18 protein-coding genes and 3 pseudogenes are annotated in these 23,356 nt (G+C 69.3%); 9 read left to right on the forward strand and 12 right to left on the reverse strand.

Annotated features, from left to right (window positions below; all coding sequences use genetic code 11):
• Positions 1–461: 461 nt before the first annotated feature.
• The 3 genes from MFF64_RS29250 to MFF64_RS29260 all read right to left on the reverse strand — a co-directional run bounded on the left by MFF64_RS29250 (position 462) and on the right by MFF64_RS29260 (position 7,210).
• Positions 462–3,881 (reverse strand): ATP-binding protein, encoded by a 3,420-nt coding sequence (locus MFF64_RS29250; RefSeq protein WP_238193032.1) that lies wholly within the window; start codon positions 3,879–3,881, stop codon positions 462–464.
• Positions 3,878–6,712 (reverse strand): PAS domain-containing hybrid sensor histidine kinase/response regulator family protein, encoded by a 2,835-nt coding sequence (locus MFF64_RS29255; protein ID WP_238193033.1) that lies wholly within the window; start codon positions 6,710–6,712, stop codon positions 3,878–3,880. The genes MFF64_RS29250 and MFF64_RS29255 overlap by 4 nt, the downstream gene beginning before the upstream one ends.
• 204 nt (positions 6,713–6,916) lie before the next feature.
• Positions 6,917–7,210 (reverse strand): hypothetical protein, encoded by a 294-nt coding sequence (locus MFF64_RS29260; RefSeq protein WP_099901241.1) that lies wholly within the window; start codon positions 7,208–7,210, stop codon positions 6,917–6,919.
• Between the two features lie 470 nt (positions 7,211–7,680).
• On the opposite strand from MFF64_RS29260, the gene MFF64_RS29265 reads away from it, so the two are divergent.
• The gene (locus MFF64_RS29265) at positions 7,681–8,232 is read left to right on the forward strand and encodes an inorganic diphosphatase (protein ID WP_238193034.1); all 552 of its coding nucleotides are present in this window, start codon (positions 7,681–7,683) and stop codon (positions 8,230–8,232) included.
• A 182-nt stretch (positions 8,233–8,414) separates the two neighbouring features.
• The gene (locus MFF64_RS29270) at positions 8,415–9,941 is read left to right on the forward strand and encodes a sensor histidine kinase (RefSeq protein WP_238193035.1); all 1,527 of its coding nucleotides are present in this window, start codon (positions 8,415–8,417) and stop codon (positions 9,939–9,941) included.
• Positions 9,942–10,723: 782 nt separating this feature from the next.
• Here the strand turns inward: MFF64_RS29270 and MFF64_RS38065 are convergent.
• Complete coding sequence (locus MFF64_RS38065) at positions 10,724–10,996, reverse strand: hypothetical protein (RefSeq protein ID WP_309296468.1); 273 nt, start codon at positions 10,994–10,996, stop codon at positions 10,724–10,726.
• Between the two features lie 359 nt (positions 10,997–11,355).
• Here MFF64_RS38065 and MFF64_RS29280 point away from each other — a divergent pair.
• The 3 genes and pseudogenes from MFF64_RS29280 to MFF64_RS29290 all read left to right on the forward strand — a co-directional run.
• Positions 11,356–11,475: pseudogene (locus MFF64_RS29280) on the forward strand (integrase); the annotation flags it as partial.
• A gap of 639 nt (positions 11,476–12,114) precedes the next feature.
• On the forward strand, positions 12,115–13,638 hold the full coding sequence (locus MFF64_RS29285) for an integrase arm-type DNA-binding domain-containing protein (protein WP_238193037.1): 1,524 nt from the start codon (positions 12,115–12,117) through the stop codon (positions 13,636–13,638).
• A 245-nt stretch (positions 13,639–13,883) separates the two neighbouring features.
• Positions 13,884–14,420 (forward strand): metallophosphoesterase, encoded by a 537-nt coding sequence (locus tag MFF64_RS29290; protein ID WP_099900650.1) that lies wholly within the window; start codon positions 13,884–13,886, stop codon positions 14,418–14,420.
• A 17-nt stretch (positions 14,421–14,437) separates the two neighbouring features.
• On the opposite strand, the gene MFF64_RS29295 is transcribed toward MFF64_RS29290, so the two are convergent.
• The 5 genes from MFF64_RS29295 to MFF64_RS29315 all read right to left on the reverse strand — a co-directional run bounded on the left by MFF64_RS29295 (position 14,438) and on the right by MFF64_RS29315 (position 17,037).
• Positions 14,438–15,007: a hypothetical protein gene (locus tag MFF64_RS29295; RefSeq protein ID WP_238193038.1), complete on the reverse strand. Its 570-nt coding sequence runs from the start codon at positions 15,005–15,007 to the stop codon at positions 14,438–14,440.
• A gap of 127 nt (positions 15,008–15,134) precedes the next feature.
• Positions 15,135–15,692, reverse strand: coding sequence for a hypothetical protein (locus MFF64_RS29300; protein WP_238193039.1), 558 nt, complete (start codon positions 15,690–15,692; stop codon positions 15,135–15,137).
• Positions 15,693–16,220: 528 nt separating this feature from the next.
• Positions 16,221–16,427, reverse strand: coding sequence for a hypothetical protein (locus MFF64_RS29305; protein ID WP_238193040.1), 207 nt, complete (start codon positions 16,425–16,427; stop codon positions 16,221–16,223).
• Positions 16,424–16,681: a hypothetical protein gene (locus tag MFF64_RS29310; protein WP_238193041.1), complete on the reverse strand. Its 258-nt coding sequence runs from the start codon at positions 16,679–16,681 to the stop codon at positions 16,424–16,426. Before MFF64_RS29310 ends, MFF64_RS29305 begins: the two co-directional genes overlap by 4 nt.
• Complete coding sequence (locus MFF64_RS29315) at positions 16,678–17,037, reverse strand: hypothetical protein (RefSeq protein ID WP_238193042.1); 360 nt, start codon at positions 17,035–17,037, stop codon at positions 16,678–16,680. The genes MFF64_RS29310 and MFF64_RS29315 overlap by 4 nt, the downstream gene beginning before the upstream one ends.
• A 245-nt stretch (positions 17,038–17,282) precedes the next feature.
• Here MFF64_RS29315 and MFF64_RS29320 point away from each other — a divergent pair, with 245 nt between their 5' ends.
• Positions 17,283–18,161, forward strand: a complete 879-nt coding sequence (locus tag MFF64_RS29320; RefSeq protein WP_238193043.1) for a hypothetical protein — start codon at positions 17,283–17,285, stop codon at positions 18,159–18,161.
• 58 nt (positions 18,162–18,219) lie between these two features.
• Positions 18,220–18,816 (forward strand): hypothetical protein, encoded by a 597-nt coding sequence (locus MFF64_RS29325; protein WP_099901064.1) that lies wholly within the window; start codon positions 18,220–18,222, stop codon positions 18,814–18,816.
• 174 nt (positions 18,817–18,990) lie between these two features.
• Here MFF64_RS29325 and MFF64_RS29330 read toward each other — a convergent pair whose 3' ends face one another.
• The gene (locus tag MFF64_RS29330; protein WP_238193044.1) at positions 18,991–19,278 is read right to left on the reverse strand and encodes a hypothetical protein; all 288 of its coding nucleotides are present in this window, start codon (positions 19,276–19,278) and stop codon (positions 18,991–18,993) included.
• Between the two features lie 763 nt (positions 19,279–20,041).
• Between MFF64_RS29330 and MFF64_RS29335 the strand changes: the two genes are divergently transcribed.
• Complete coding sequence (locus MFF64_RS29335; protein WP_238193045.1) at positions 20,042–20,794, forward strand: hypothetical protein; 753 nt, start codon at positions 20,042–20,044, stop codon at positions 20,792–20,794.
• A 34-nt stretch (positions 20,795–20,828) separates the two neighbouring features.
• On the opposite strand, the pseudogene MFF64_RS38655 reads toward MFF64_RS29335, so the two are convergent.
• Positions 20,829–20,975: pseudogene (locus tag MFF64_RS38655) on the reverse strand (cupin domain-containing protein); the annotation flags it as partial.
• Here MFF64_RS38655 and MFF64_RS29340 point away from each other — a divergent pair.
• Positions 20,963–21,751 (forward strand): annotated as a pseudogene (locus MFF64_RS29340) (ATP-binding protein); the annotation flags it as partial. The pseudogenes MFF64_RS38655 and MFF64_RS29340 overlap by 13 nt on opposite strands.
• 168 nt (positions 21,752–21,919) lie before the next feature.
• On the opposite strand, the gene MFF64_RS29345 reads toward MFF64_RS29340, so the two are convergent.
• Entirely contained in the window at positions 21,920–23,194 is a 1,275-nt protein-coding gene (locus MFF64_RS29345; RefSeq protein ID WP_238193046.1) for a flavin monoamine oxidase family protein, read from the reverse strand.
• Positions 23,195–23,356: the final 162 nt, after the last annotated feature.

Here is a 23,356-nt window from a genome sequence, read left to right on the forward strand (position 1 = left end):
CCACCGATTATGACCCCTTGCAGACCTTCAAGCATCCCAGCTCAGACGTCTGCTTCGTAGGAAGAATCGGACCCTTGAGCGGCGGCCACGACATCAGCAGGTTCGGGTACATTAGCGACCCTGGCGATATCGACCGGTGCCGGACGTCCATAGCGGCTCTAGCTTCTCCTTAGGGCAGATGCCCCACGGGGCGCCGAACCTATGCGAGATCATCGCCTCCTGCTGAGAAAGCTCGCCGAGCTGTCGCCGCCGTCGGATGAGGAAGGCCCTCCTCGCTCAAACGGGTTGCCCGACGCGCCCGATGGCCCGGGCCATCATCCAGGCCGGCGCGGCGTAACGCGTAACGGAGGGCGCCTACCGTCACGCGGCATCCGCGTAGTCGACACGCCGCCACCAGACGAAGCCTACCCGAGGGCACTCCCGGCCAACCCGGAACGGGACAAGGATTGCGGCCAGACGTTTCAGGCGAGCTGCCCGCCTTCGTCGTCCGCCTCGTCGGGTCGACGGAACGGCAGGACGCGGCCCATCCGCTCGGCGTCGAGGCCCTCGACGGCCGCCCGCAGGTCGTCGAGGGCGAAGGGCTTGCGCAGAACGGGCACGCCCTCCGAGGGTAGCGCGGCCGCATCCGCGTAGCCCGTCATCATGAGCACGCCGAGCGTCGGGTCGACCGCCAGCGCCCGTCCCGCAAGCTCAGTTCCCGTCATCCCGGGCATGGCGTAGTCGGTCAGCAGCAGGTCGATGCGGCCCCCCTCGCGCAGCACTCGCAGCGCCTCGGCACCGCCGTCCGCCTCGGTGACGCCGTAACCGAGCTCCTCCAACAGGGTGACGGCGACGGCACGGACCTGGGGGTCGTCGTCGACGACGAGGATGCGCGTCGCGTCAGCCGCGTGCCGCCGCCCATGCATCCGGGAGACATCTGCGACGGCGAGACCCTCGGCCCGGGGGAGATAGACCGACGCCGTGGTGCCCTCGCCGGGTCGGCTGCGCAACGTGATGGCGCCGCCGAGCTGACGCGCCGTGCCGTAGACTTGCGCGAGCCCGAGGCCCGTCCCCTTGCCCTGGGGCTTGGTCGTGAAGAAGGGCTCGAACGCGCGGGCAAGGACCTCGGGCGGCATTCCCTCGCCGGTGTCGGCGACCGTGAGCACCACGAGATCCCCCGCCGGTACCATCCCGGGCCGTGGCGCGCCGGCGGGCAGGTTCTCGGTCTCGATCCGGACCTCGCCGCCGCCCTGCAAGGCGTCGCGCGCGTTCGTCGCCAGGTTGAGCACGGCCAGCTCGACGCGATGCCCGTCCGCCACCGCCGGCCACAGGTCGGCTGCCAGGCGCGTCACGACGGCGGTGCCTCCGCCGAGGGTCCGGCGCAATTGCTCGGCCATGGCGGAGAGCACGCCGTTGAGATCGACGGCGCGCGCCTCAAGGGGCTGTCTGAGCGAGAAGGCGAGCAGTTGCTCGGTGAGCCTGGCCCCGCGCTGCGCAGCCTGCATGGCGTTGCGCAGGAGACGCAGCGCTCGCTCGTCCGTGACCTTGCGCTCGGCGAGCTCGACCGATCCCATCACGGCGGCAAGCAGGTTGTTGAAGTCGTGGGCCACGCCGCCGGTCAACTGCTCGATGGCTTCCATCTTCCGCGCTTGCACGGCCTGTTCCTGTGCCTCAGCGCGGAGCCGCGAAAGCTCCAGGTTGGCCCGGACGCGCGCCTGGAGTTCGCGCGCCGAGAACGGCTTCACGAGGTAGTCGTCCGCCCCGGCCTCAAGTCCCTCCACGCCGGCCTCGGCGCCGGCGCGGGCGGAGAGCATGATTACGGGCACCGTGCGAAGGGTAGGATCGGCCCGGACGGCTCGGGTTAGCGCGATGCCGTCGAGCACCGGCATCATCACGTCGGTGAGTAGCAGGTCCGCCGGCGCCGCGCGCAGCGCGTCCAGGGCGGCCGCGCCGTCGGCGAGGGCCACGACCCGGTGGTCCTGCCCAAGCAAGCGCTCGACGTAGGCACGCATGTCGGCGTTGTCGTCGGCCAGGATGATGCGACGCCGACCATCCCCGGAGGGCGCCGCTTCGAACGGGCCGCGAAGGGGTACGACGTTGGACGGCTCATCGGGCAGCCATCGTAAGGCTTCCTCGATGTAACCGCGGGCCTGGCTTTCGACGGGTGCCGCCACAGCCTCGACGACCCTTTCAGCCGGCAGGTGAGAGCGCCCGAAGGGAATGGTCACCGTGAAGGTCGTTCCTTCACCGATCAGGCTTCGAACCTCAATGTCCCCGCCGTGGAGGGAGACGAGGTCGTGCACGAGCGCGAGGCCGATCCCTGAGCCTTCGTGCGAGCGGCTGCGGGAGCCCTCGATGCGATGAAAACGGTCGAAGACGTGCGGCAATGCCTCAGCAGGGATTCCGACCCCCGTGTCGGCCACCGTGAGGCGAACGCCTTCCGGGGCCGACCCAAGTCGGACGTCGATGCCGCCGTGGAAGGTGAACTTGTAGGCGTTGGACAGCAGGTTGAGGACAACCTTCTCCCACATGTCGCGGTCGACGAAGACAGGCTCTGGAAGCGGCGTGCACTCGACCTGAAGGGCCAGTCCGCCCCGCTCGACCGTCGAGCGGAAGGTGCTTGCCAGGTCCGCTGTCAGGGCCGCGAGGTCGGCCGGCGCGAAGGTTGCCTGGACACGTCCGGCCTCGACGCGCGAGAAGTCGAGCAAGGTGTTGACGAGCCGGAGTAGCCGGAGGGCGTTCCGGTGGGCCACCTCAAGCTCCGCGCGGCTCTCGGGTGCGACGCCGGGGTCCTGCAGGGCCTCCTCGAGGGGGCCGAGCATCAGGGTCAACGGCGTGCGGAATTCATGGCTGACATTGGAGAAGAACCGCGTCTTGGCGCGGTCGAGCTCGGCCAGGGCCTCGGCGCGGCGTCGCTCCTCCTCGTAGGCACGAGCATTGCGCAGAGCAGTCGAGACTTGGCCCGCGACGAGATCGAGGAAGCCCCTGTAGCCTTCGTCGAGCGCCCGGCTCGGGCTGATGCCGAGAACGAGCACGCCGAGCGGCTCCGAACCCACCTCACCCGCGATCGGGATGACCAGCGCGTCCTCGACGAGGTCTCCCCACAGCCCGCCTGCCATGCCGATGACCGGGCCGAGGCCGCCCACCGACACGGTCGCACCCGCGAGCGCGCGCTCGAACGGCCAAGTTGCTTCCGCCTCCGGCGAAGCCAGCGGATGGGCGCCGTCGATGCCCACGGCCGCGCCGAGGCTCAGGCTGCCCCCGGCGTCCCGCAGGAAGAGGAGTGCGAAGGGCACGTCGAGCCTCTCGCCGGACAGAGCCCCGGCGACGTCGACGCAGGTCGCCTCGACGCTGCGCGTCTCCCCCGCCCTGGCCGCAAGGTCGCGCAGCAGGCCGAGACGACGCTCGCCCACAACCTGGGCGGTCACTTCGCTGCACACCGCCAGCATGCCAACGATGCGACCTTCGTCGTCCTCGGCCGGGGCGTGCGAGACGCTGAAATACGCTTCCTCCCGGTAGCCGGCCCGCTCCATCAGGAGCGGCAGGGCCGCTGTCCAGTTGGCCTCACCGGTCTGCATCACACGGGCAATCATCGGGCCTAGCGTGTCCCATGACGCGGCCAGCGTGACGCGGATGTCGCCACCGAGCGCGTCCGGGTGCCCGGCACCGATGAGCTTGGCGTAGGCGTCGTTGTAGACTTGGGTGAACTCGCCCCCCCAGGTCAGGATCATCGGGTACTGCGAGGACAGGAGCGTGCGCACGGTCGAGCGCAGGCTCTGCGGCCAGGCGGCAACGGGACCGAGCGGCGTCCGTGCCCAGTCGAGGGTGCGGGCAAGTGCGCGAACCTCGCCGGGACCACGGAAAAGCGTCTCTGCGGCATCGCCGTGCCTCGCAACGCTCATTGGTCCCTCTCCGGCTCCCGGCCCGACCGCACGGGCCGCGCCTCGATCAGGTCCCGGATGCGCGAGGCCAGCGCCTCCATCGCGAACGGCTTGGTGAGCACCTGCATTCCGCAGTCCAGGTAGCCGTTGCCGACCGCCGCGTTCTCCGCGTAGCCGGTGATGAACAGCACCTTCAAGTCGGGCCGGGTGACGCGGGCCGCGTCCGCGACCTGCCGCCCGTTCATGCCACCCGGCAAGCCGACGTCGGTGACCAGGAGGTCGATACGCGCATCGGATTGCAGCACCCTCAGCCCGGAAGGTCCGTCCGCCGCCTCGATGGCCGTGTAGCCCAGATCCTCCAGCACTTCCGTGACGAGCATGCGGATAGAGGGTTCGTCGTCGATGACCAGCACCGTCTCACCCCGCTCGGCCCGGGGCGCCCCGGCGAGGTCCGGCATCCGCTCGGAGCCCGGGGCGTCGCCGTGGTGGCGGGGCAGGTAGAGGCACACCGTCGTGCCCTGGCCGACTTCCGAGTAGATGCGGACCTGACCGCCGGACTGGCGGACGAAACCATAGATCATCGACAAGCCGAGGCCGGTGCCTTGGCCGATGGGCTTGGTGGTGAAGAACGGCTCGAACGCCTTTGCGATGACGTCGGGCGTCATGCCCGTGCCGGTGTCCGTGACGCAGAGCGACAGGTACTGTCCCACGGACATGTCCCGCTCGCGCGCGATGCGGTCGTCGAGCCAGCGGTTGGCGGTCTCGACGGTGATCCGTCCCCCGTCCGGCATGGCGTCGCGGGCGTTTATGCAAAGGTTCAGCAGCGCGTTCTCAAGTTGGCTCGAGTCGACCAGCGCCGACCACAGGCCGGCTGAGCCCACCACCTCGATGTGCACCGACGGGCCGACCGTTCGGCGGATGAGTTCCTCCATGCCGTGGATCAACGCATTCACGTCGGTCGGCTTTGGGTCGAGTGTCTGGCGTCGAGAGAAGGCGAGCAGGCGGTGAGTCAGCGCCGCTGCCCGCTTCGACGCACCCTGCGCCGCCGCCATGTATCGGTCGAGATCGGTCAGCCGCCCCTGGCTCATCCGAGTTTGCATCAGCTCCAGCGATCCCGTGATGCCGGTGAGCAGGTTGTTAAAGTCGTGCGCGATGCCGCCGGTCAATTGGCCGACCGCTTCCATCTTCTGAGATTGCCGCAGCGCCTCCTCAGTGTCAGCGAGGGCCTGCGCGGCTTCCTTCTCGGCCGTGATGTCTCGACCGACCGCGTGGATGAGGTTCTCGGCCGGAACCGCCGTCCACGAGAGCCAGCGGTAACTGCCGTCCTTGTGGCGGTAGCGGTTCACGAAGCGCAAGGTCGTCAGGCCTTCCGAGAGTTTGCCGACCTCGGCAAGCGTTGCCGCCACGTCGTCCGGGTGGACGAGGTCCATGAAGGCGCCGCCGACGAGATCGCGCTCGCCCCAGCCGAGCAGCGATGTCCAAGCCGGGTTCACCGCCTCGATGGTTGCGTCGTAGCGGGCGACCAGCATGATGTCGGTTGAGAGCCGCCACATGCGGTCGCGGTCGGCGGTCCGCTCCGCCACCAGGGCTTCGAGTTCCTCGCGAGAGCGCGCGAGCACCTCGCGCGCCTCGACGATGTCCTGGATGTCGGTGCAGGTGCCGAACCAGCGGGTGATCAGCCCGGCTCCGTCACGCATCGGGAGGGCCCGGCCGAGCGTCCAGCGGTACTGTCCGGAGTGGTGGCGCAGTCGGTACTCGATACGGTAGGGCTCGCCCGTCGCGAGGGACTCGCCCCAGACCTTCCAGGTCCGCTCCCGGTCCTCGGGGTGGACGATGTCCTCCCACTCCTCGCCGTCGGTCGAGCCAGGCGTCACGCCGGTGAAGTCGTACCAACGCTGGTTGTAGTAGTCGTGGTAGCCGTCAGCCCTCGTCGACCAGACCATCTGGTCGATGGAGTTGGCAATGGCCTGGAACCTCGCCTCGGCCTCGCGAAGCTCGTCCTCGCGCTCGCGCCGCTCCGTCACGTCCCGGTAAAACAACGCAAGGCCTTCCGGGTGAGGGTAGGCGCGAACCTCCAGCCAGGCGGCGTGCCCGTCCGGCCAGACATAGCGGTGTTCAAGCGTCAGGGGGATGCGCTCCTGCATCGCGCGCAGGTACATCTGACCGATGGGCATGAACTCGGAGCCCGGGTAGACTTCCCAGTGCGAGCGGCCCACGACTTGGTCGGGCAGCCTTTCCTCAAGCCGGAAACCCTCGGCGTTCATCTGCAGGATGCGAAAGTCGTGGTCGAGGAGCATGAAGCCCTCGCCCATGCCCTCCAGCACGCCCGAGGCGCGGGCCTCGCTGGCGCGCAGGGCCTCTTCGGCCTTCACCTTGGCTGTCGTCTCGGTGCAGGCGCAAAACATCCCGCGAACGATGGCGGCTTCGTCGCGGATCGGCGAGTAGGAGAAGGTGAAGTAGGTCCTCTCGTCATACCCGCGCCGGTTCATCGTGAGCGGCAGGTTCTCGGCCCAGGTCGCCTCGCCCGCCATGGCGCTGGTGACGTATGGCGTGATGGCGTCCCAGATCTCGTGCCAAATGTCGCGAAAGCGGCGGCCCAGGGCAGCCGGGTGCTTGTCGCCGAGGATCTCCGCATAGGCGTCGTTGTAGAGGAAGCCGAGTTCCGGCCCCCAGGCGGCGAACATCGGGAACCTGGAGCCCAGCATCAGGCTTACGACCGAGCTCAGCGCCTGCGGCCAGGTCTCCGGCGCGCCAAGCGGCGAGGCCGACCAGTCGTGGGCGCGCATGCGCGCTCCCATCTCACCGCCTCCCGACAGACATGCGACGGTCAAAGACGGGGCACTTTCGGACATGTTCTGCGGTCAAGTCTGAACGGTGGGGTATGGCAAGCGGGAGGAACTCCCCGCCGCTCGCCGCTTCCGGTCGGCCATGATGCGTGGTGATGGCGAGTTTGCGGCACCGTGCTGGAAACGCCGCGGTGGCCTTGGGGTTGCCCCGCCGTCTGGGCCGCCGAGGCCGGGAAACCGGCGTTTGTCCAGCAGGTCCGGGCCGTCGTCTCACGTGCCGGACCGCGGACGGGCCACGCGCTGGAGGATGCGCGAGAGCTGCTCGGCAGAGTAGGGCTTGTGCAGGAGCTCGAAGCCGTGGTCGCCCTCCCGGGCGAGCACGTGGCTGTAGCCAGAGGTAAGCACCACAGCGGGCGACGGCGCGCCGGCCCTGAGGCGGTCTATCTCGGCCTGGAGCGCCGAGACCTTGGGCTCCATGAGGTCCGCATCCGCCAGCGCCTCGTCGCGGATCTGCTCGTTCGTCTGGCGCTCCCGGGCCGTCACGATGCGCGCCTGCTCAAGCACCTGCGCGCCGAACCGGGTCAGCCCCCCTGCAGCGCCAAGCGCAACCCGGCCTCCTCGATCATCGGCTGATAGTCGCGCCTGGCGTTCCACCGGGCGAGCGACGGCCCGATGTCCTGGTGCGAGCGCCTCCAAGTTCCTTGCGCACGGCCCCGACCGAGACGCGCTCCTTGGCGCTGCCCCCAGGGTTCGTGCGCGCCCATATCGTGTCAACCGCCGCGCAAACTTGGTACTCGGTCACCATGCCGCCATCCTCGTCCGCCGCAGCGATGATACGGCGCGGGCGTGAAGAATCGGTCGCCGCGGAACCGGAACTCCGAGACGAACGGGTCACGCGTCCCGGTTCCCGTTACGCGTTTTCCCGCGCGTCGCGCCGGCGGCCGTCCGGAAAGCCTAGGTGGATCCACTATACTCCGCCCGAGTTCCCGGGTTGGCGGTCGCCGGTTGCCGGCACCGCACCGGAGTGCCCGCACTTGTCCAAGACCGCACCGCCGCTGAGCCGCCTGCCGACCTTCTCCGACGATGGCCACGTGCATGTCGTCGTCGAGACGCCGAAGGGCAGTCCGAATAAGTACGCCTTCTCGGACGCGCTCGGCGCCTTCCAGTTCAAGATGGTCCTGCCGGAGGGCATGAGCTTCCCATACGACTTCGGCATGATCCCCTCGACCAGGGGAGCCGACGGCGACCCGCTCGATGTCCTGCTCCTGCTCGACGCGCCGGCCTTCCCGGGCTGTGTGCTGGAAGCGCGGCTGGTCGGCGTCGTCGAGGCCGAGCAGCGGGAGCGCGACGGCACCTGGGAGCGCAACGACCGGCTGATCGGCATGGCGGTGAAGGCCAGGACCCACGCACACATCCACGCGCTCGACGACCTGCGCCCAGGCATGCTGGACGAGGTCGAGGCGTTCTTCGGTCACTACAACCAGCTTGCCGGCAAGGACTTCAGGGTGCTCTGCCGCGGTGACGCTGAGGCGGCGCTCGCCCTGGTCAGCCAAGGCGCCGAGGCGTTCGGGAAGGTAGGCGACTGATCCAGGCTGTTATGGCCGCCCGGACCTGCCATCCTATGCCAATGACAGCTCTCGGAGGCCAAGCGGCTATTCCAACGGGTCTGTTCGAAAGGCCGAAAGTGGCGCGGGGCGGATGTTCGAACGGCGTGCATCCCGAAGCTGCAGCGCGTAGGAGGGACGCCCCACTGCTCTCCTTCCTCCTAATGCGCAAACTCCTGAGCAGGCTCGGCCTGCGGTTCGAAGATCCCGTCGACGAGCGTACTTTCGTGACGCGCTTCACCCTCGACGACCTACCCCGCACGCAGGCTGCGATGATCCTCGGCGCTTGCGTCTACTGCGCCTTCGCCGTCTGGGACTGGATCCTCGACCCGGCGCACTGGACTGAGACCCTGTTCCTTCGCCTCGCCGTCGCGCTCGCCGTACTCCTGCCTGCAACCGCGGCGCTGCGCTGGCCTGCCGCGCGGCGATGGGCCGAGCAGATCTACCTCAGCTACTGCGTCGTGCCCGGTTGCGTGCTCAGCTTGATCTACCTGCGGCTGGGACCCGGCTTCGACCATGCCGCTGCGGGCATGATCGTCGTCATCCTGTTCGTCTCGACGCTGTTGCCGCTGCGCTTGTCCTCGCTCGCGGCGTTCTGCGGCCTGACTTGGCTCTGCTTCGCCGTATGCGAATCCTTCGCGGTGCATGAGCGGGCGGGCATGCGCTTCGTGAACAACTTCGAGATTGGCATGGCATACGCGCTCTCGCTCTACGCTGTCGGCGCACGAGAGGTGCGAGCTCGGCGCCAATTCCAGACGGAGGAGGCGCTTCGGCGGGAGAAGGAGCGATCGGAGACGGCCCTGTCCGAGTTGCGCGAGGCCCAGGCCCATCTCGTGCAAGCCGAGAAGCTGGCCGCCCTTGGCCAGCTCGTGGCGGGAGTGGCTCACGAGATCAACACGCCGATCGGCTTGGCGCTGACCACGTCGACCGCCGCCGAGGGCGATCTGAGGCATCTCCAGCGCGCCGTTGAATCAGGCCAACTGCGCCGGTCGGATCTCACGCACGGCTTCGCGCGGCTGAGCGAGGGGATGCGGCTGCTGTTCTCCAATCTCACGCGGGCAGCCGACCTCGTGAACAGCTTCAAGCAGGTCGCAGTCGACCAAGCCAGTGCGGAGCGGCGCACCTTCGAGCTGCACGGCTGGCTTGAGGAGCTGATGAGCACGCTCGGGCCGCTCGTGCGGCGCAAGGGCCACACGATGCGGATCCGCTGTGAGGACGGGATCATACTCGACTCCCATCCCGGCGCACTGGCGCAGGTGATAAGCAATCTGGCGCTCAACGCTATCGTGCATGGTTATCCCGACGGTCGATCGGGCGTACTCGACGTCGCGGCGTATCGTTCGGGCGAGGATCGACTGCGCATCATCATCGCCGACGACGGCATCGGCATCCCGTCGGAGCACCTGAGCAAGGTGTTTGACCCCTTCTTCACTACGCGGCGCGACAAAGGCAGTACGGGCCTTGGGCTGCACATCGTCTTCAACCTTGTTGCCTCGACCCTGCAGGGTCAGATCACGCTGTCGAGCAACGGGGGCGGAGGCACGTGCTTCACCATCGACTTGCCTCTCTCGGTGGATGAAGTGGAGGTGAGCGAAGCAGCCGAGCCGCAAGCGACCAAGCGGGTGAACCTCGGTTCGGTGGTTGTCTCGTCCGCGCCATTGGTCGAACCTAATGCGAACGGATCAGAGTGACCCGAAACGGTCCTGCGCAGTGCATGTCGAGAATGTCTGGCTGCGAAGATTTTCCGGACATTAGATGCCTCGACACGGGCTCTTGACGTCCGTCGCTACGTGCACCTATGGCGTCAAGCACGTCAGCGGGAGCACCCTCGCGAGCTGTGAGGCCAGGAGGGGGGCTGCGGCCTGTAATGAGGCCGGTCCTGCCGCTTCTGCGGCGGCGGCTGGGTCGCCGTGATAGTGCCGATCACGCGGCTTCCCAGTTGCGTCCCCATCGAAACGAGCAGACATTGTCCCCGCTGCTCGCATCCGCGCGACGGCCTCGGCCCGACAGGGGCACCTCATGAACCGGACTCATCTTCCGCTTCACCTCCCGGCGGGGACACCGAGAGTAGCCGCGACCATCTTATCGGTGCGGATGGCGATCGCGGGTGCCGGGGGATTGGGCCTCGGATTGATTGCCGTAGCCGTCTTCGCCCTGCTCGTCAGCCGATAGCGAACTGGCGGGAGGTCGGCCGCCCGGGCGTCGCGGCCGCGCGAACCCTCGTGTCGAACTGACCGTCAGCCCGGGTGATTCGGCGCGAAGGCGCAACACTCACACGGTGTCATCCGCCTGCCCCAACTCAAGCGCGTCAAGCCAAGCTACCGTCGCTTCGAAGCTCGGGAGGGGTTGTCGTTCAACGATGGCGCTTATTGGATGAACGGCAGCTCACACGTGGCTTGGCTGGTGCGCAAGCTTCGACGGGCGGAGCAGCCCGGCCGCCCCAGCGGCCGGGGAGAAAGTAAAGGAGAAAGTATTAGTGCTGGCGCCGCTCACGCGTCGTCGTAGTGCGCTCCTCACGTCGCTCCATCCGCTCTCTGCGCGGTTCTGGATCAACGCCGAGCACGCCACCGACAGTGCCAGTTGCCGCACCAACAGCTCCGCCGACAACGCCGCCAACCGGTCCAGCCGCACGGTTTCCATCTTCGGCCCCGCGTTCAGCGCCCCGGACGGTACCCTGCGCCTGGGCCGACAGGGTCAACGCGGCAGGAGACATGAGGAGAGCTGCAATCAGAAGTGTGGTTTTCATGATGGCGTCCTCTGGCGCGCTTTTAAGTAGCCGGCAGCCAGTCACCTGCCGGTCGATACGCACCAACGTTTGAAAGTCAGAAAGGTCGCAGTCCAGTGCGTGCGACCTATCATGACCTCCGACTGCGCCTTCAAGGACAGCTACCGGAACGCGAAGGCCAGCACGGGCCAGCGCTCCGCGGCGGTCAAGATACAGCCTCGGGTCCTGGCAGGCCATTGGCCCGATCTGCTCGATTTTTTTACGCTTATCCGACAAGTAATTATCGCATCACAACTTACGTGACCGCCGGTGGCTGCGTACGGCACTATATCGTCAAACCAGTTACGCCTTTGCGAGCTGGTGCGGGGTGTTCAGTCCCCAGCCGACTGGTTGACAGCTGGGTGGCATTGATCGGCCTTGACCCGTCAGCCTATGGCATCCACAGCATGCACAGGACGAAGGTGGTGTTGGTCTACAAGCGGACGGGCAATATCCACTCACGGCCATGCGCAGCAGGCCTGTGGCCGAGATCAGGCCCGCGCTACAGACGGCGAAGCGACGTCGCGTGATCGCGTTCATGGCGCTCTCCGACCTCAATAGCGGATCGGAGGAGCGTACACGCGTTCAGAACCATCAGGGATGGCGAAAGCGCGCGACCCTCGCGATCACGAAGAGCGATGCCGTCGTGGAGGCCTCCTCATCTCGCCGGATCCGAGTAGGCGACGCCGCGCCCACCCCTGGTGCTAATCGGCCGGAGGGCAAACGGTCGTGGCTGATGCTCGTCGCGACGCTCACCGGCCGGATGATCAAAGGACCGGCTCCAAGGAGCGGAACAGATCCCGAACAAAACAGGGGAACGGCGGGGAACGCCATGGGGAACATAGGGAACACCGGGACCGCTCGGCCCGACAAAAGGTGTTCAGTTCCAGAGATTTAGTGGAGCGGGCGATCGGGATCGAACCGACGACATTCAGCTTGGGAAGCTGAGTGCAGTACTTTCGGAACTCCCGGAATACCACGCCAGACGTTAACGCTGCCCTTGATTTCATTGTGAAATCCGGCCCCGCGCAGGCCATGCCGGGTTGCCAGGCGCCCGCCCCGATGGCTTGTATCAGCCTTGTATCAAGCCTGGAGGGACCATGGCCGCTGCCAACGCTTGGACGCGAGAGCGCCTCAACCTCACCGCCGCCCACCTCAAGCGCGCCGCCACGATGGTCGCCCGCGGGGCCGTCCCCGGCCGCGGCGTCGAGTGGGCCGACACCGGCTGCGTCGGCCTGAGCCTGCGGATCGGAAAACGGTCGGCGGCCTGGTACCTCCGCATGGACAGCAAGACGGTCCGGCTCGGGGCCATGGAGGCGTTGGGCGTCGCGGAGGCGCGGCTGGCGGCGAACCGGATCCGGCTCCGGATCCACGACGGGGTCGACCCGGCCCAGAACCGCAGCGACTTGGACCTGTTCCACCGTGCCGTCGCGGACGGCGAGATGCTCGACCTGGCGGCCGACGCGGCCTTCCCGGAGGTCGAGGCGCTCCCGACGGACGACGAGCGGCGCCGGTACGGCCCATGGGAATGGCGGGACCTCGTCGACCTGCACCTTGCCATGAAGATGCCGACGCAGAAGGCGCGGTGGCGGGTGCAGTACGAGCGCCACCTGCGCCGGTCGGCCGAGGGCGACATGGCGACCATGCTCGTGCGGGACGTCACCCTCAGGGATCTGACGGAGGTCCGCGACCGGGTCGCGGACGAGCGGACGCAGAGCGCGGCCGCCGACACGGTGGAGGCGGTCAAGGCCGCGCTCACCTGGGCCTGGGAACACCACGGCCCACGGTCGGGGTTGGAGCGCGTCGACTATCCCTGGTGGAAGGTGAGGCTCAACGTCGAGTGGGCGAGCCAGCCGCGCGATCACATGCCCTCCCTGGAGGAGCTCGCCCGCACGCTGCTGCTCGCCGAGCGGCACAGGGCGCTCGGGGGCACGGGCAGGGAGACCGGCGACGCGGTGCTGGCCGCCCTGTGGGCGACCGTCCTGACCGGGCAGCGCGTGGGTGCGCTGTGCGGCACGCTCCGGGCGACGACCCGCCCCTGGGCCGACCGGCCGGGCTGGCAGATCTGGACGTGGACCGCGACCGAGATGAAGGGCGGCGGGGGCATGCGCGTCCCCCATGGCCTCCCGGTGCCGCCGCGGGCGCTGGAGGTCCTGGCTCGGTTCAGGCTCGACCCGGCGAGCCCGTTCCTCTTGCCTGCCGCGGAGCCGGGGGCGTCCCTCAGGCCCAACGCCATGACGCAGCTGTTCTCCCGGCTGCAGGGCAAGGCGAAGGCGGCGCGGAAGGACGGTCGGACGCTCCGGCCCGAGGGCGACCTGTTCGAGGCGCACGGCATACAGCCCTGGTGGCGGCACGACGTGCGACGGACGCTGGGCACGTACCTCGACGGGGAGCGGCTCGGCGGCGCCGGGTCGGCGATCCTGGCCCATCGCCGCCAGCTAGCGAAGGGCGAGAAGCCGGAGGAGCGCGAGCTCGCGCAGGCCATCACACTCAAGCACTACGTCCGAAGTCAGCGCCTCGACCTCAAGGCCGAGGGGATGGAAGCCTGGACCACGGCGGTGCTCGATGCCTACGAGGCGGAGCGGGCTGGATTTGAGACCCGGGAGGCAGTCGCCCGCCCCTGAGTCCGACGTGCGCCCGCGTGCGGCCCGCCGCGGCCGCACGCGGCAAGGGTCAATCCCCCGGCCAGGATTTCATACACCCTGCCGCGAGGTCGCGCTGGCGCCCGGCGCCGCGACCTGCGATCATCAGGATTCCTCCGCCGCCCGAGGCCCCCCGATGTCCCGAAAACCGCCGGCCCTGCCGCCCATCCCAGACACTCGGAGGCCCTGAGCGCGAGCGCGCCGGCCTCCATTTTCAGGAGGCCGCCATGGCCACGCTCTTCACGGCGGACACGCATTTCGGGCACGTTCGGCTACTCCGGCCCGACTTCGGGACGCCCCGGCCGAAGTTCTCCTCCATTGAGGAGCACGACGAGACCCTGATCGCGAACTGGAACGCGACGGTCGCGCCGGGCGACACCGTCTGGCACCTGGGCGACTTCTCGTACAAGTGCCACCCCCAGCGCGAGCGCGAGATCTTCGACCGCCTGCAGGGTATCAAGCATCTGGTCCGGGGCAACCACGACAAGAGTGCGCTCGACTTGCCTTGGGCCAGTATTCGCGACGTGGGACAAGTCGTCGTCGACGGGCGCGGGCTCTGGCTCAGCCACTACGCGCACCGAACCTGGCCCCGTCTGCACCGCGGCGACCTGCACCTCTACGGGCACTCGCACGGCACGCTGCCGGGCGACGGCCGATCGCTCGACATCGGCGTGGACTGCTGGGGCTACCGGCCGGTCGGCCTGCCCGAGATCCTGGACGCGCTGGCGCTTGCCGGCGTGGGGACCGGCGAGCGCCAGGGCTAGCCGGTCCCGCGCCCGCCTTAGGCCTTGCGGGCCGCGGCGTCGGCCAGGATCCCGAGCTCGACAAGGTCGTCGCCCTCGGGCTCAGCCTCCGGCTCCGGCTCGAGCGGCGGGTCCTGCCATTGGCGGCGCCACTGCGTCACGTTCCGGATCGCCTCCGCCCGCGTCGCCGTGGCACGGAGGACCTCGCGGTCGGACCGGATCGCGATCCACCGGCGGCCCTCGACGAGCGCGTCCGAGTAGGGGGCGCCCGGGTGCTTGTGCCGGTCAGTGAGGAACGTGCACGCATAGTGCATCTGCTCTCCCGGCGGGTCCGGCGCCATGCGCACGATCAGAGCGAGCTCGCGGTCCTCCGGCGCGACGTCCGGCCCCGGGTCCAGCACGAGGAGCCCCTCGCGCGGGCGGCGCTCGTCGTAGGGCACGTCGCGCGCCAGGGTGCTGTACGTGAACAGCGGGTGCGCCCACGGATCGCCGAGGGGCTGGAGCAGGACCGGCATCGGGGCCCAGCGCCCCGGACGCGGCCTGTAACCGCGCCAGACGGCGTCCGGGTCGCGGTACACCGGCCACTCGACGACGTACTCCTCAGCCACACGATCCTCCTCGCATCCGATGTGGGATGTGGCCAGGCGTAGCAGGTGCGGTTGAACCGAACGGGCGGGACTTGCCTCAAATGCGAGGGGACGCCTTCACCCGCCGGCAACCCTCGCGGCCCCGGCGCTAGAGGATCCCCCGCCCGAGACCTTCCATCGACTCGTCGTCGATGCGGGCCTGCTCCTCAGCTGCCCGGGCCGCGACGATGGCGGCCCTGCGCGCCTCCCAGTTCACGGGCCGCAGCCTGTACTCGTCGTGCTCCCGCTCATACGCCTCGATGCGTTCCTCACGCTCTCGCTTGTACGCCTCGATGCGCTCGTCCGCCGTGACCAGAAGCTCGACGGCCCTCGCCAGGCTCCCCGCCTCGTAGTAGCGGTCAAGGTCGAGCGCCTGCCACCGGCGGCTGCCCAGGTCGCGGTGGATGTCGTTCCGCCAGACCGGCGTGAACGGCTGAGGCTCCCCCTGCCAGATCCCCTCGCGGATCCGCGCCGCGGCCCCAACGACCAGCCCGTCCGCGAGGCGAACGATCTCATAACCTGGCCATGAGTGGCGCCAGTGCCGGACGTCGAGCGCCCGCGTGTGCTCGGACCGTTCCCTGCAGTTTAGGAACGCGACCGTGCCGCGGACGCAGTCGACGGGCCTCGCCCATGTTCCGCCCGGCAGGGCGTATATCGCTCGTCCCATCCCGTACTCCTCCGATCCGGAGGGTCGGCATAGCAGGCGCGCTTGAATCGACCGGGCGGCATTTGCCTCAAATGCGGGCGGCCGCCTTCACCCGCCTGCAATCCTGGCCGCCACGGCGCGGGCGGCGGCCGCCTCGCCTTCGCGGGGCTCGGCCAGGTCCGTGAGCATGGTCAGGCGGACCGCAGGACGCGCCGGGTGACCCGGGTCCGCGGCGCGGCCGCCCACGCCCGCATGGCGGCGAGGAGCTCGGGGGTGACGGTGAGCGTCGCGCCGTCGCAGTACCAGCGGGGACCGGCGCCGGGGCGGGATCCGCGGGCGGCGGCGCGGGCGGATGCATCCCGTGGACGAGCGCGTGGACGCCCGCCCGCATCGCACCGACGACCGCGAACTCAACGTTGCGGACCAAAGCGACGAGGGGGTGGCTCTCGTCGCCGCCAGCCGCGGCCAGGGCGGCCGCCCGGGCCTCCACGAGGCGGGCACGCAGCGCGACGCCGGTCAGGCCGTCGAGGCCGTCGAGAAGGGCATAGCTCACGGGCGGGGCTCCTCTTTGGCGGTCCAGTACGGCGCGTCGAGGGAGACGCGGCCGGCCCGGCGCAGGCGCTGCAGGCTGTCGCTGACGCGACCGACCGTCTCCCCGATCCGGGGCGCGACGGTCATCGGCAGGGCGCCGCGCCCGCCGATGGCTCGGAGCTCCGCGAGGACGGCTTCGTCGCGGGCGCGGGACGCGGCGCTCACCGGCACCCCCGCACGTACGCCCGGCCGATGCCGAGCGCCTGCAGGATCCGGCCGCCCGGCGGCCGCCGCCCGGAGAGCACGTCCGCGAGGTAGCCCGGACCGACGCCGTGGCGACGGCCCCACCCGGCCGCGGACCCCTGGCGCTGGATGGCGGCGCGGAGCTCGTCGAGGACGGCGGCGGGCGCCACGGCCTCGGCCGCCTCCTCACGGGAGAGCGCGGCCGCGTCGTAGGCGTCGTCGGGGTGCCAGCTCACGCTTGCGCCCTCCGGAGCGCGGTCCGCCCGACCGGATCCGTCGGCAGGCCGAGGTAGCGCGCCCGGGCCTTGAGGCCGGGGGCGATGACGCCGAGCGCGGCCGCCGCGGCGCGAAGCGACAGGGGCCCTCGGATCGCCGCGGCGACGGCGCCGTCCGTTACGCGCTGGCGCTCCGGGAGGCGGTCCGTCGGCAGGTGCGGGCGGGTCGCCACGCCTGCGAGGCCGGCCCAGCGGTGGGCCGTGTGGGGCGCCACGCCAAGCCGGCGCGCGACGGCGGCGACGCCCACGGTGCCCGACACGACCCGCCTGACGTCGGACACGCTGACGCCCGATCCCACCTGTCGCCACAGCTGCATGACCTGCCTCCGAATCCGGGCATATGTGCGCTTGGCAGGCATTGAAGCACATTCGTCAAAGTACGAAAGGGTCATGGAGGCACAAAGTTAATGCCCCTGCCATGGTCCCGGCATATGTACCTTATGCAGTGGGCCGGTATAGGGTCAGAATTGACGCCATGACTGAGTTTGATCTTGCCGCTTGCACGCTCGGTGTTAGCATTCGTCATGTGCCGTATTCGCGGCGCGCGGACATGGAGGATGCGATGCCGGAGCTCTACAGGACGACGAGGCAGTGGCAGGGGCCGCCGGAGGGCCTCGCGCTGCAGTGGCAGCCGCCGCGCGAGCTGAGGGTGAGCGGGGTGCTCAAGGCGCTCTGGACGGCTGAGGCCCCGTCGCAGGACTATGACGACGCGCTTGCCGGCCCCGAGGGGCGCCACCTGAAGGCCATCGGGTTCTCGCACGACCGCATGAGGTCTGGCCTGCCGTGCCTGTGGGAGGGACCGGATTTCAACCCCGACCAGGCGGCCGCCCTCATCAACACCGCCATCCGGGAGCTCGCCGCCCACCGAGAGAAGCTCGCTCGCGAGCACGCCCAGGCGGCCGCCGCGGCGGAGCGCCGGGCGGCGGAGGACCTCGCCTTCGCGGAGCGGGCCATCGCGGCGGCGCGCGAGTCCCTGAGGACGCAAGCCTGGGCGTGGGCCGTCAGGGCGGACGTCGAGCTCGCCGAGCGCCGCATCGCGCGGGGACTGACCGGGCTGGAGAGGTACCAGAGCGAAGACCTACTCGACCTCGTCGCGCGCGCGCAGGCCAACATCGACCGGGCGATGGCGGCGATGACGGTCACCTACGAGCCCGAGGCCGAGCGGGCCGCCATGCCGGATGTCCAGGTGGCCGCCCACGAGGGCTGCCGGCTCCTGACGACCCGGGATGCGGACCGGGCGAGCGTCGTCAACAAGTCGGGCTGGGGTCGGAACTCGACGGTCCGCGGCCACGTCCTCGCCGGCCTCCCGGTGCTGGATGCCGTGCTCGCCTCGCACGCGCTGCGGGCTCTCAGGACCCACCGCCGTCAGCTCCCCCCGGAGCTGGCGCTCAGGCTGTTCGGGCACGAGCTCCCGGACATGCTGGCCGAGGCGGCCGCCTGATTGTGGGTTTCCGGCCGGGGGCGATCATCGAGGCGTCGCCCCCGACAGGAGATCTCCGATGCGTTTCCTTGCCCGCCTGTTCGCCGCCCTCGCCGCCGTCGCCCTCGCCCCGCTCGTCATGGTCTGGGAGGGCGCCCGCTGGACGCTTAAGGCGCTCGCCGGCATCCGGCCGGATCCCGTCCTGCCCGCCGCGGTGGCGGCCGAGGACTACCTCGCCGAGGCTGCGGCGGCCGTCCCCGCGCCGAGGCTGCCGACCGTCGCCGGCGTCCCCGCGACGCATCCTGTCGGCGTCGCGCTCGTCATGCACGCCCGCCACGTCACCGCCGAGGGCGACCCCGTCGACCTGTCCGGCCTCTCGGCCCCCGTGGCGACGTGGCTGCACAGCCTGAGCGGCGACGAACTCGCGGTCCTCGCCCGGACGAAGCCCCACCAGGCCCAGGCCCTGGCCACCGGGCACGGACGCGTCCCCGAGCTTCAGGGACCTTACGATGCGGACGTGTCCGCACCCGCGCCCCTGCATCCCCAGGCCCCCGATGCGGACGCGTCCGCGCCGGCGCTGTCATGGCCCTATCAAGGGACGCCGGCGGACCGCGCCATGGCCGACCTGCTCGCCCACGTCGAGGGGATCCGGCTGAGGCAGGCCCGGGTCGCCTGAGCCGCCATAGCCCCCGCGAACGACGAGGCCCGCTGGGGTGACCGACGGGCCTTTTTCGTGGCCTGACGTGCGCCCGCGCGGGGCCGACGTGCGGCCCATCGAGGACGCACGTCGGCCACAAAAGGGCGCACGGGGCAAGCCGCAAGCGAAATCGACGAGGGCGCCGGACTTTCTTCAGGCGCGCCGGGCGGCTGGGATGCGGGCCTCGGCCTTGCTCGCCCGGATCCTCAAGCCGGCGACCTCCGCGCGGGCAGCCGCGAGCTGGCGGGCGAGCTCGGCTTCCCGGGCTTGGGAGGCTAGGAGGGCCTGCCCCAGGCGATGGACGGCGGCTTCGGAGCGGGCTTCGGCGCGGTCCCATGCGGCCCGCTCAGAAGCGGCGCGGGCGGCCCCGTTGGCGGCCAGCAAGACGTTGAGCAGCCCGGCGCCGACCTCAGCACTCACTGCATGCCCGTGGCTCGCCATGTCCGCCTCCCTCTCTCAGGAGGCCCATAGATTCAGAGCCGGGACTCCCTGTCCAGCTGCGTTCGGGGGCAGGGTTACTGGATCCCTGGGCGGGGAATACTCGGGACGCGTCCGCAGGCTTTCACGGACCTGGGCAGCTAGCCCCCCCGTTACTTCACGGGTTCGCAACGGAAATCCAAGGCGCCGCGGCGTTCTGGATTACTAATGGACAGTGGTACGCTTAATCGACCTACCCGGAGAATCCCCCCGTCTCCGCCACTTTCGTGGCATCGTAAGCGGGGCAAATTCCCGGGCAAACGCCGAGCTTACTCGTTTCTGGACCGGTACAAGTTGTTGAAATCGCTGAAACGGCCTTTCACGCTCAGCATGCACACGGTCAGGCTGCCCGGGAATTTGCCCCGCTTACCGTGGAATCCTGCTAAGTCATTGATTTCTTTCGACTCGTTCGGGCGTCGAATTCGCATTTGTCCCCGATTTGTCCCCGTGGATCCCGTTGTGGAAAACCCTGGGTCGGCACGATAGCCGCTACCCTCCCAGGCATGCAGCGGGCCTGGCGAATGCCGTCGTTAATTTGCCTGCACCGTCGCCTCGCTACCTCGCGCTGGCGAATGGCCATGAAGTATTGTCCGTAACACGCCAACCCTGGCGTTATGCCTGCTTGTCGACCGGCCATCGAACGTCCGACAGAGTGCCCTGAAGGGTTTTTCGGGCTCCTTTGCTGGGGATGCCCGGGCCACCTTCCTCATGTCGGAAGGAGCAGGACATGACACCCAAAGAGATCATCAAGCGCCTGGCGGCTATGCCGCCGCCTCCGCAAGGGGTCCACCACGTACCGCCCGTCGAGCTGGTCGCCATGGTGACCCGGATGGGTCGGGGCCTGAGGCAATGGAAGAAGGAGACCCTCGCAGACTTCGCGCGGGTCTCGCTATCGACCGTCGAACGCGTGGAGCGGGCCGAGCCGGTCGGTGCCGAGAGCCTCGACAGGATCGCCCAGGCACTCGGTTACGAGCGGGGTGCCTTCACCGAGCCCCGCATCCCCATTCCGCGAGAGGAAGCCGCAGCCCAGTTTGCCGAGGAGATGGGTCATCTTGAAGCGGTCGCGGTAAGCCCGTTCGAGACCAATCGACAGGTTCGCATGGTCGCCGCGTCGCAGGCGTTCCTGATCCATCGTCCGGAACTTGGGCCGGCCTACGACGCACAGGTCGAGGAACTGACGGAGTGGATGGACCTCGCATCGATGGTGATGGGTCCGCACGCCATTGAGTGCGGCGAGCCTGACAGGCGGCGGGAGCTGTGCAACGACGTGCTCGCCGCGGTCGCGGAGTTCAGACGTCGCGGCGTCACCGTCCTCGTCGGCATCATGGACGCCCCGCTTCCCGGCATGCCTGACTGGAAGGTCGCGATCATCACGCTCACGCCGAAGCTCTCCGATCCGGGCGCACCGAAGAGGCGTACGATCCTCGTCGACAAGAGGTCGGTGCAGCCGGGCCCCGGATACCTACCGCATCTCGCCTAGGTCCTCGGACTGCTGTTGTGGCGGAAAGCGAACCTCAGTCCCGGCACTGCTCGTAGACTACCTGTTCGAGCCAGTTCACCACCTTGCCGTCTACCACCTCCTGGATGGCGATGTGGGTCATGCCGTTCGTCGTGGTCGCGCCGTGCCAGTGCTCGACGCCTGGCGGGATCCAGACTGGAGAACGCGCTGCTGAACCTCTGCATCAACGCGCGCGACGCCATGCCGGACGGCGGTCGCATCACCATCGAGACCGCCAACAAGTGGATCGACGACGCCGGCTCCCGCCAGCACGACTTGCCGCCCGGCCAGTATCTCAGCGTCTGCGTGACCGACACCGGCACCGGCATGGCGCCGGATCTCATCGGCAAGGTGTTCGAGCCCTTCTTCACCACCAAGCCCACCGGCGAAGGCACTGGTTTGGGCCTCTCGATGGTCTACGGCTTCGCGCGCCAGTCCGGCGGGCAGGTGCGTATCTACTCCGAGGTCGGAGAGGGCACGACCGTCTGCCTCTACCTGCCGCGCCACTACGGCGAGGCCGACGAGGACGACGTTGCCCGCAAGCTTGCTGAAGTCGGACGCGCGGGCCAGGGCGAGACGGTTCTGATCGTGGACGATGAGCCCTCGGTGCGGATGCTGGTGACCGAGGTGCTGGAGGATCTCGGCTACACCGCCATCGAGGCCGCCGACAGCGTCGGCGGCCTCAAGGTGCTGCAGTCAGACGTGCGCATCGACCTGCTGGTGACGAATGTCGGCCTGCCCGGCGGCATGAACGGCCGCCAGATGGCGGATGCCGGCCGCGAGCGCCGCCCTGACCTCAAGGTGCTGTTCATCACCGGCTACGCCGAGAACGCAGTCCTGGGGAACGGCTATCTCCGGCCCGGGATGCAGGTCCTCACGAAGCCCTTCGTGCTAGAGACGCTCGCCTCCCGCATCAAGGAGCTGATCGCCGGTCCCTAACATCGTGCGGCTGGCGCTCTGTGACGTGGCGGCGGATGGAGCCCTTGTCATGCTCCTGTCCGACACCTTCACCGGTTTCGCGTCCAAGATGGCGAGGTAAGCGGCCCACGCTCTTGCCTCCGCCAGCCAGGCATCAATCAGGTGAGGTTTCCACCGGGCCGGTCGCGCTCACGCGGCGTTGAGAGGGCCTCGCCGGCCAAAGGGACTCCTGTCCCCAAGCGCCGCCATGGCCTCGTCGGCGGCCCGTTCGCCGCTGTCGTGGGCCCCGTGGGCGGTCGTGAAGTCGAAGGGGTGCGTCGCCTCGCCCGCGAAGAACAGCCGGCCCTCGAACGGCCGGGCCAGCCGTGCGCGGGCCTGAGATTGCCCCGGCAAGGCGCAACTGTAGGCGCCGCCGATGGACGCCATCCGGCTCCACGACGTCGCCGCGAGCGGCCGGACGGCCGACGCCACGTCGCCGCCGAACAGGCCGGTCAACTCGGCCGACACGAACGCGAACCCGGCGGCGGGGCCTTCCTCATCGAGGATGCGGGCCCCCTCGCCGCCGAGGAACGCCTCGATGACAGGCCAGCCGTTCGGTCGGATCGAGTAGGCGGCGGACCGCGCGTCGCGCAGGTTCCCGTAGGCGTGGGAGTCCGGCTCGAATGCGGACTTGCGCGTGATCTCAAGGAAGAGCTTCTCGTTGCGCCCCAGCGGCAGGGCGGCCGCCGCCTCGCGCCAAGGCTCGGTCCCAGGAGGCAGGCGGATCGCGTCACCGGCCAGGACCGCGGTCGAGATCGTGAGGATGGCGGCTCGGGCGCGGACGGTGCCGGCCCGCGTCGAGACGGCCACGCCGTCCGTCGTCAGGTTGATCCGCTCGACGGGGGTCGCAAGGCGCAGCGCGGTCGAGGAGGGCAGGCTGGCGGCGACCAGGGTGCCGTAGCCGAGCGGCAGGTTCCAGTTCCTGCCCGTCGAGGCATCGTCGTAGGCCAGATAGTCGGTGGCGGAGATCCGCTCGGGCGCGACCCCGCTCATGAAGCCGGCGATGGCCCGGACGTAGGCGTTCCACTCGCCACCGGGGTCCAAGGCGTCGCTCGCCTGGTCGCTGCCCTGCGCGACCGCCCGGACCCGCTCCTCCCAGTCGCCGAACGCCTTCCGGGCCACCTCCTCGTCGTCCTCGCTCCAGGCGATGCCGGGGTGTGCCTTCGCCCACGGCGGGTCGCTCCGGTCGACCGGAAACCCGGACGCCTCGGCGATGCCGACCCAGGCGTTGCGGTCGCCCGAGTGCAGCCATTCGCAACCGAGGTCGAGCGGATGGCCTCCAAGGTCCTGCGTGAACGCGCGGCCCCCGAGGCGCGACGACGCCTCAAGGAGCAGCGTCGCCTTCCCGTGCGCCGCGAGCCGTCGCGCCGCGCCGACACCGGCGGCGCCTCCCCCCACGATGATAACGTCGAACTCGCTGGTCATGAGACCAAGGTGAGGATGGCCGCCTCGGCTTCCAAGGTTGGCGTGGCAGTCGCGCCGCAGTGCTTCGGGCTTTCGCGGCTCGACGGGGGACGGTCTCGGCTGCGATGCCCCTCATCAAGCACGTTGGGATGTTCGTCGCCAGCATCCTTCCCGGACGGACCT

The organism is Methylobacterium frigidaeris (assembly GCF_022179185.1).
GTDB classification, from domain to species: Bacteria; Pseudomonadota; Alphaproteobacteria; order Rhizobiales; family Beijerinckiaceae; genus Methylobacterium; species Methylobacterium frigidaeris.

Coding starts and splice junctions, on each gene's coding strand:
- MFF64_RS29335 (WP_238193045.1), top strand. CDS start 20,042: ATGACACCCAAAGAGATCATCAAGCGCCTGGCGGCTATGCCGCCGCCT.
- MFF64_RS29345 (WP_238193046.1), bottom strand. CDS start 23,194: ATGACCAGCGAGTTCGACGTTATCATCGTGGGGGGAGGCGCCGCCGGT.
- MFF64_RS29270 (WP_238193035.1), top strand. CDS start 8,415: ATGCGCAAACTCCTGAGCAGGCTCGGCCTGCGGTTCGAAGATCCCGTC.
- MFF64_RS29325 (WP_099901064.1), top strand. CDS start 18,220: ATGCGTTTCCTTGCCCGCCTGTTCGCCGCCCTCGCCGCCGTCGCCCTC.
- MFF64_RS29290 (WP_099900650.1), top strand. CDS start 13,884: ATGGCCACGCTCTTCACGGCGGACACGCATTTCGGGCACGTTCGGCTA.
- MFF64_RS29285 (WP_238193037.1), top strand. CDS start 12,115: ATGGCCGCTGCCAACGCTTGGACGCGAGAGCGCCTCAACCTCACCGCC.
- MFF64_RS29330 (WP_238193044.1), bottom strand. CDS start 19,278: ATGGCGAGCCACGGGCATGCAGTGAGTGCTGAGGTCGGCGCCGGGCTG.
- MFF64_RS29255 (WP_238193033.1), bottom strand. CDS start 6,712: ATGTCCGAAAGTGCCCCGTCTTTGACCGTCGCATGTCTGTCGGGAGGC.
- MFF64_RS38065 (WP_309296468.1), bottom strand. CDS start 10,996: ATGAAAACCACACTTCTGATTGCAGCTCTCCTCATGTCTCCTGCCGCG.
- MFF64_RS29320 (WP_238193043.1), top strand. CDS start 17,283: ATGCCGGAGCTCTACAGGACGACGAGGCAGTGGCAGGGGCCGCCGGAG.
- MFF64_RS29315 (WP_238193042.1), bottom strand. CDS start 17,037: ATGCAGCTGTGGCGACAGGTGGGATCGGGCGTCAGCGTGTCCGACGTC.
- MFF64_RS29300 (WP_238193039.1), bottom strand. CDS start 15,692: ATGGGACGAGCGATATACGCCCTGCCGGGCGGAACATGGGCGAGGCCC.
- MFF64_RS29250 (WP_238193032.1), bottom strand. CDS start 3,881: ATGAGCGTTGCGAGGCACGGCGATGCCGCAGAGACGCTTTTCCGTGGT.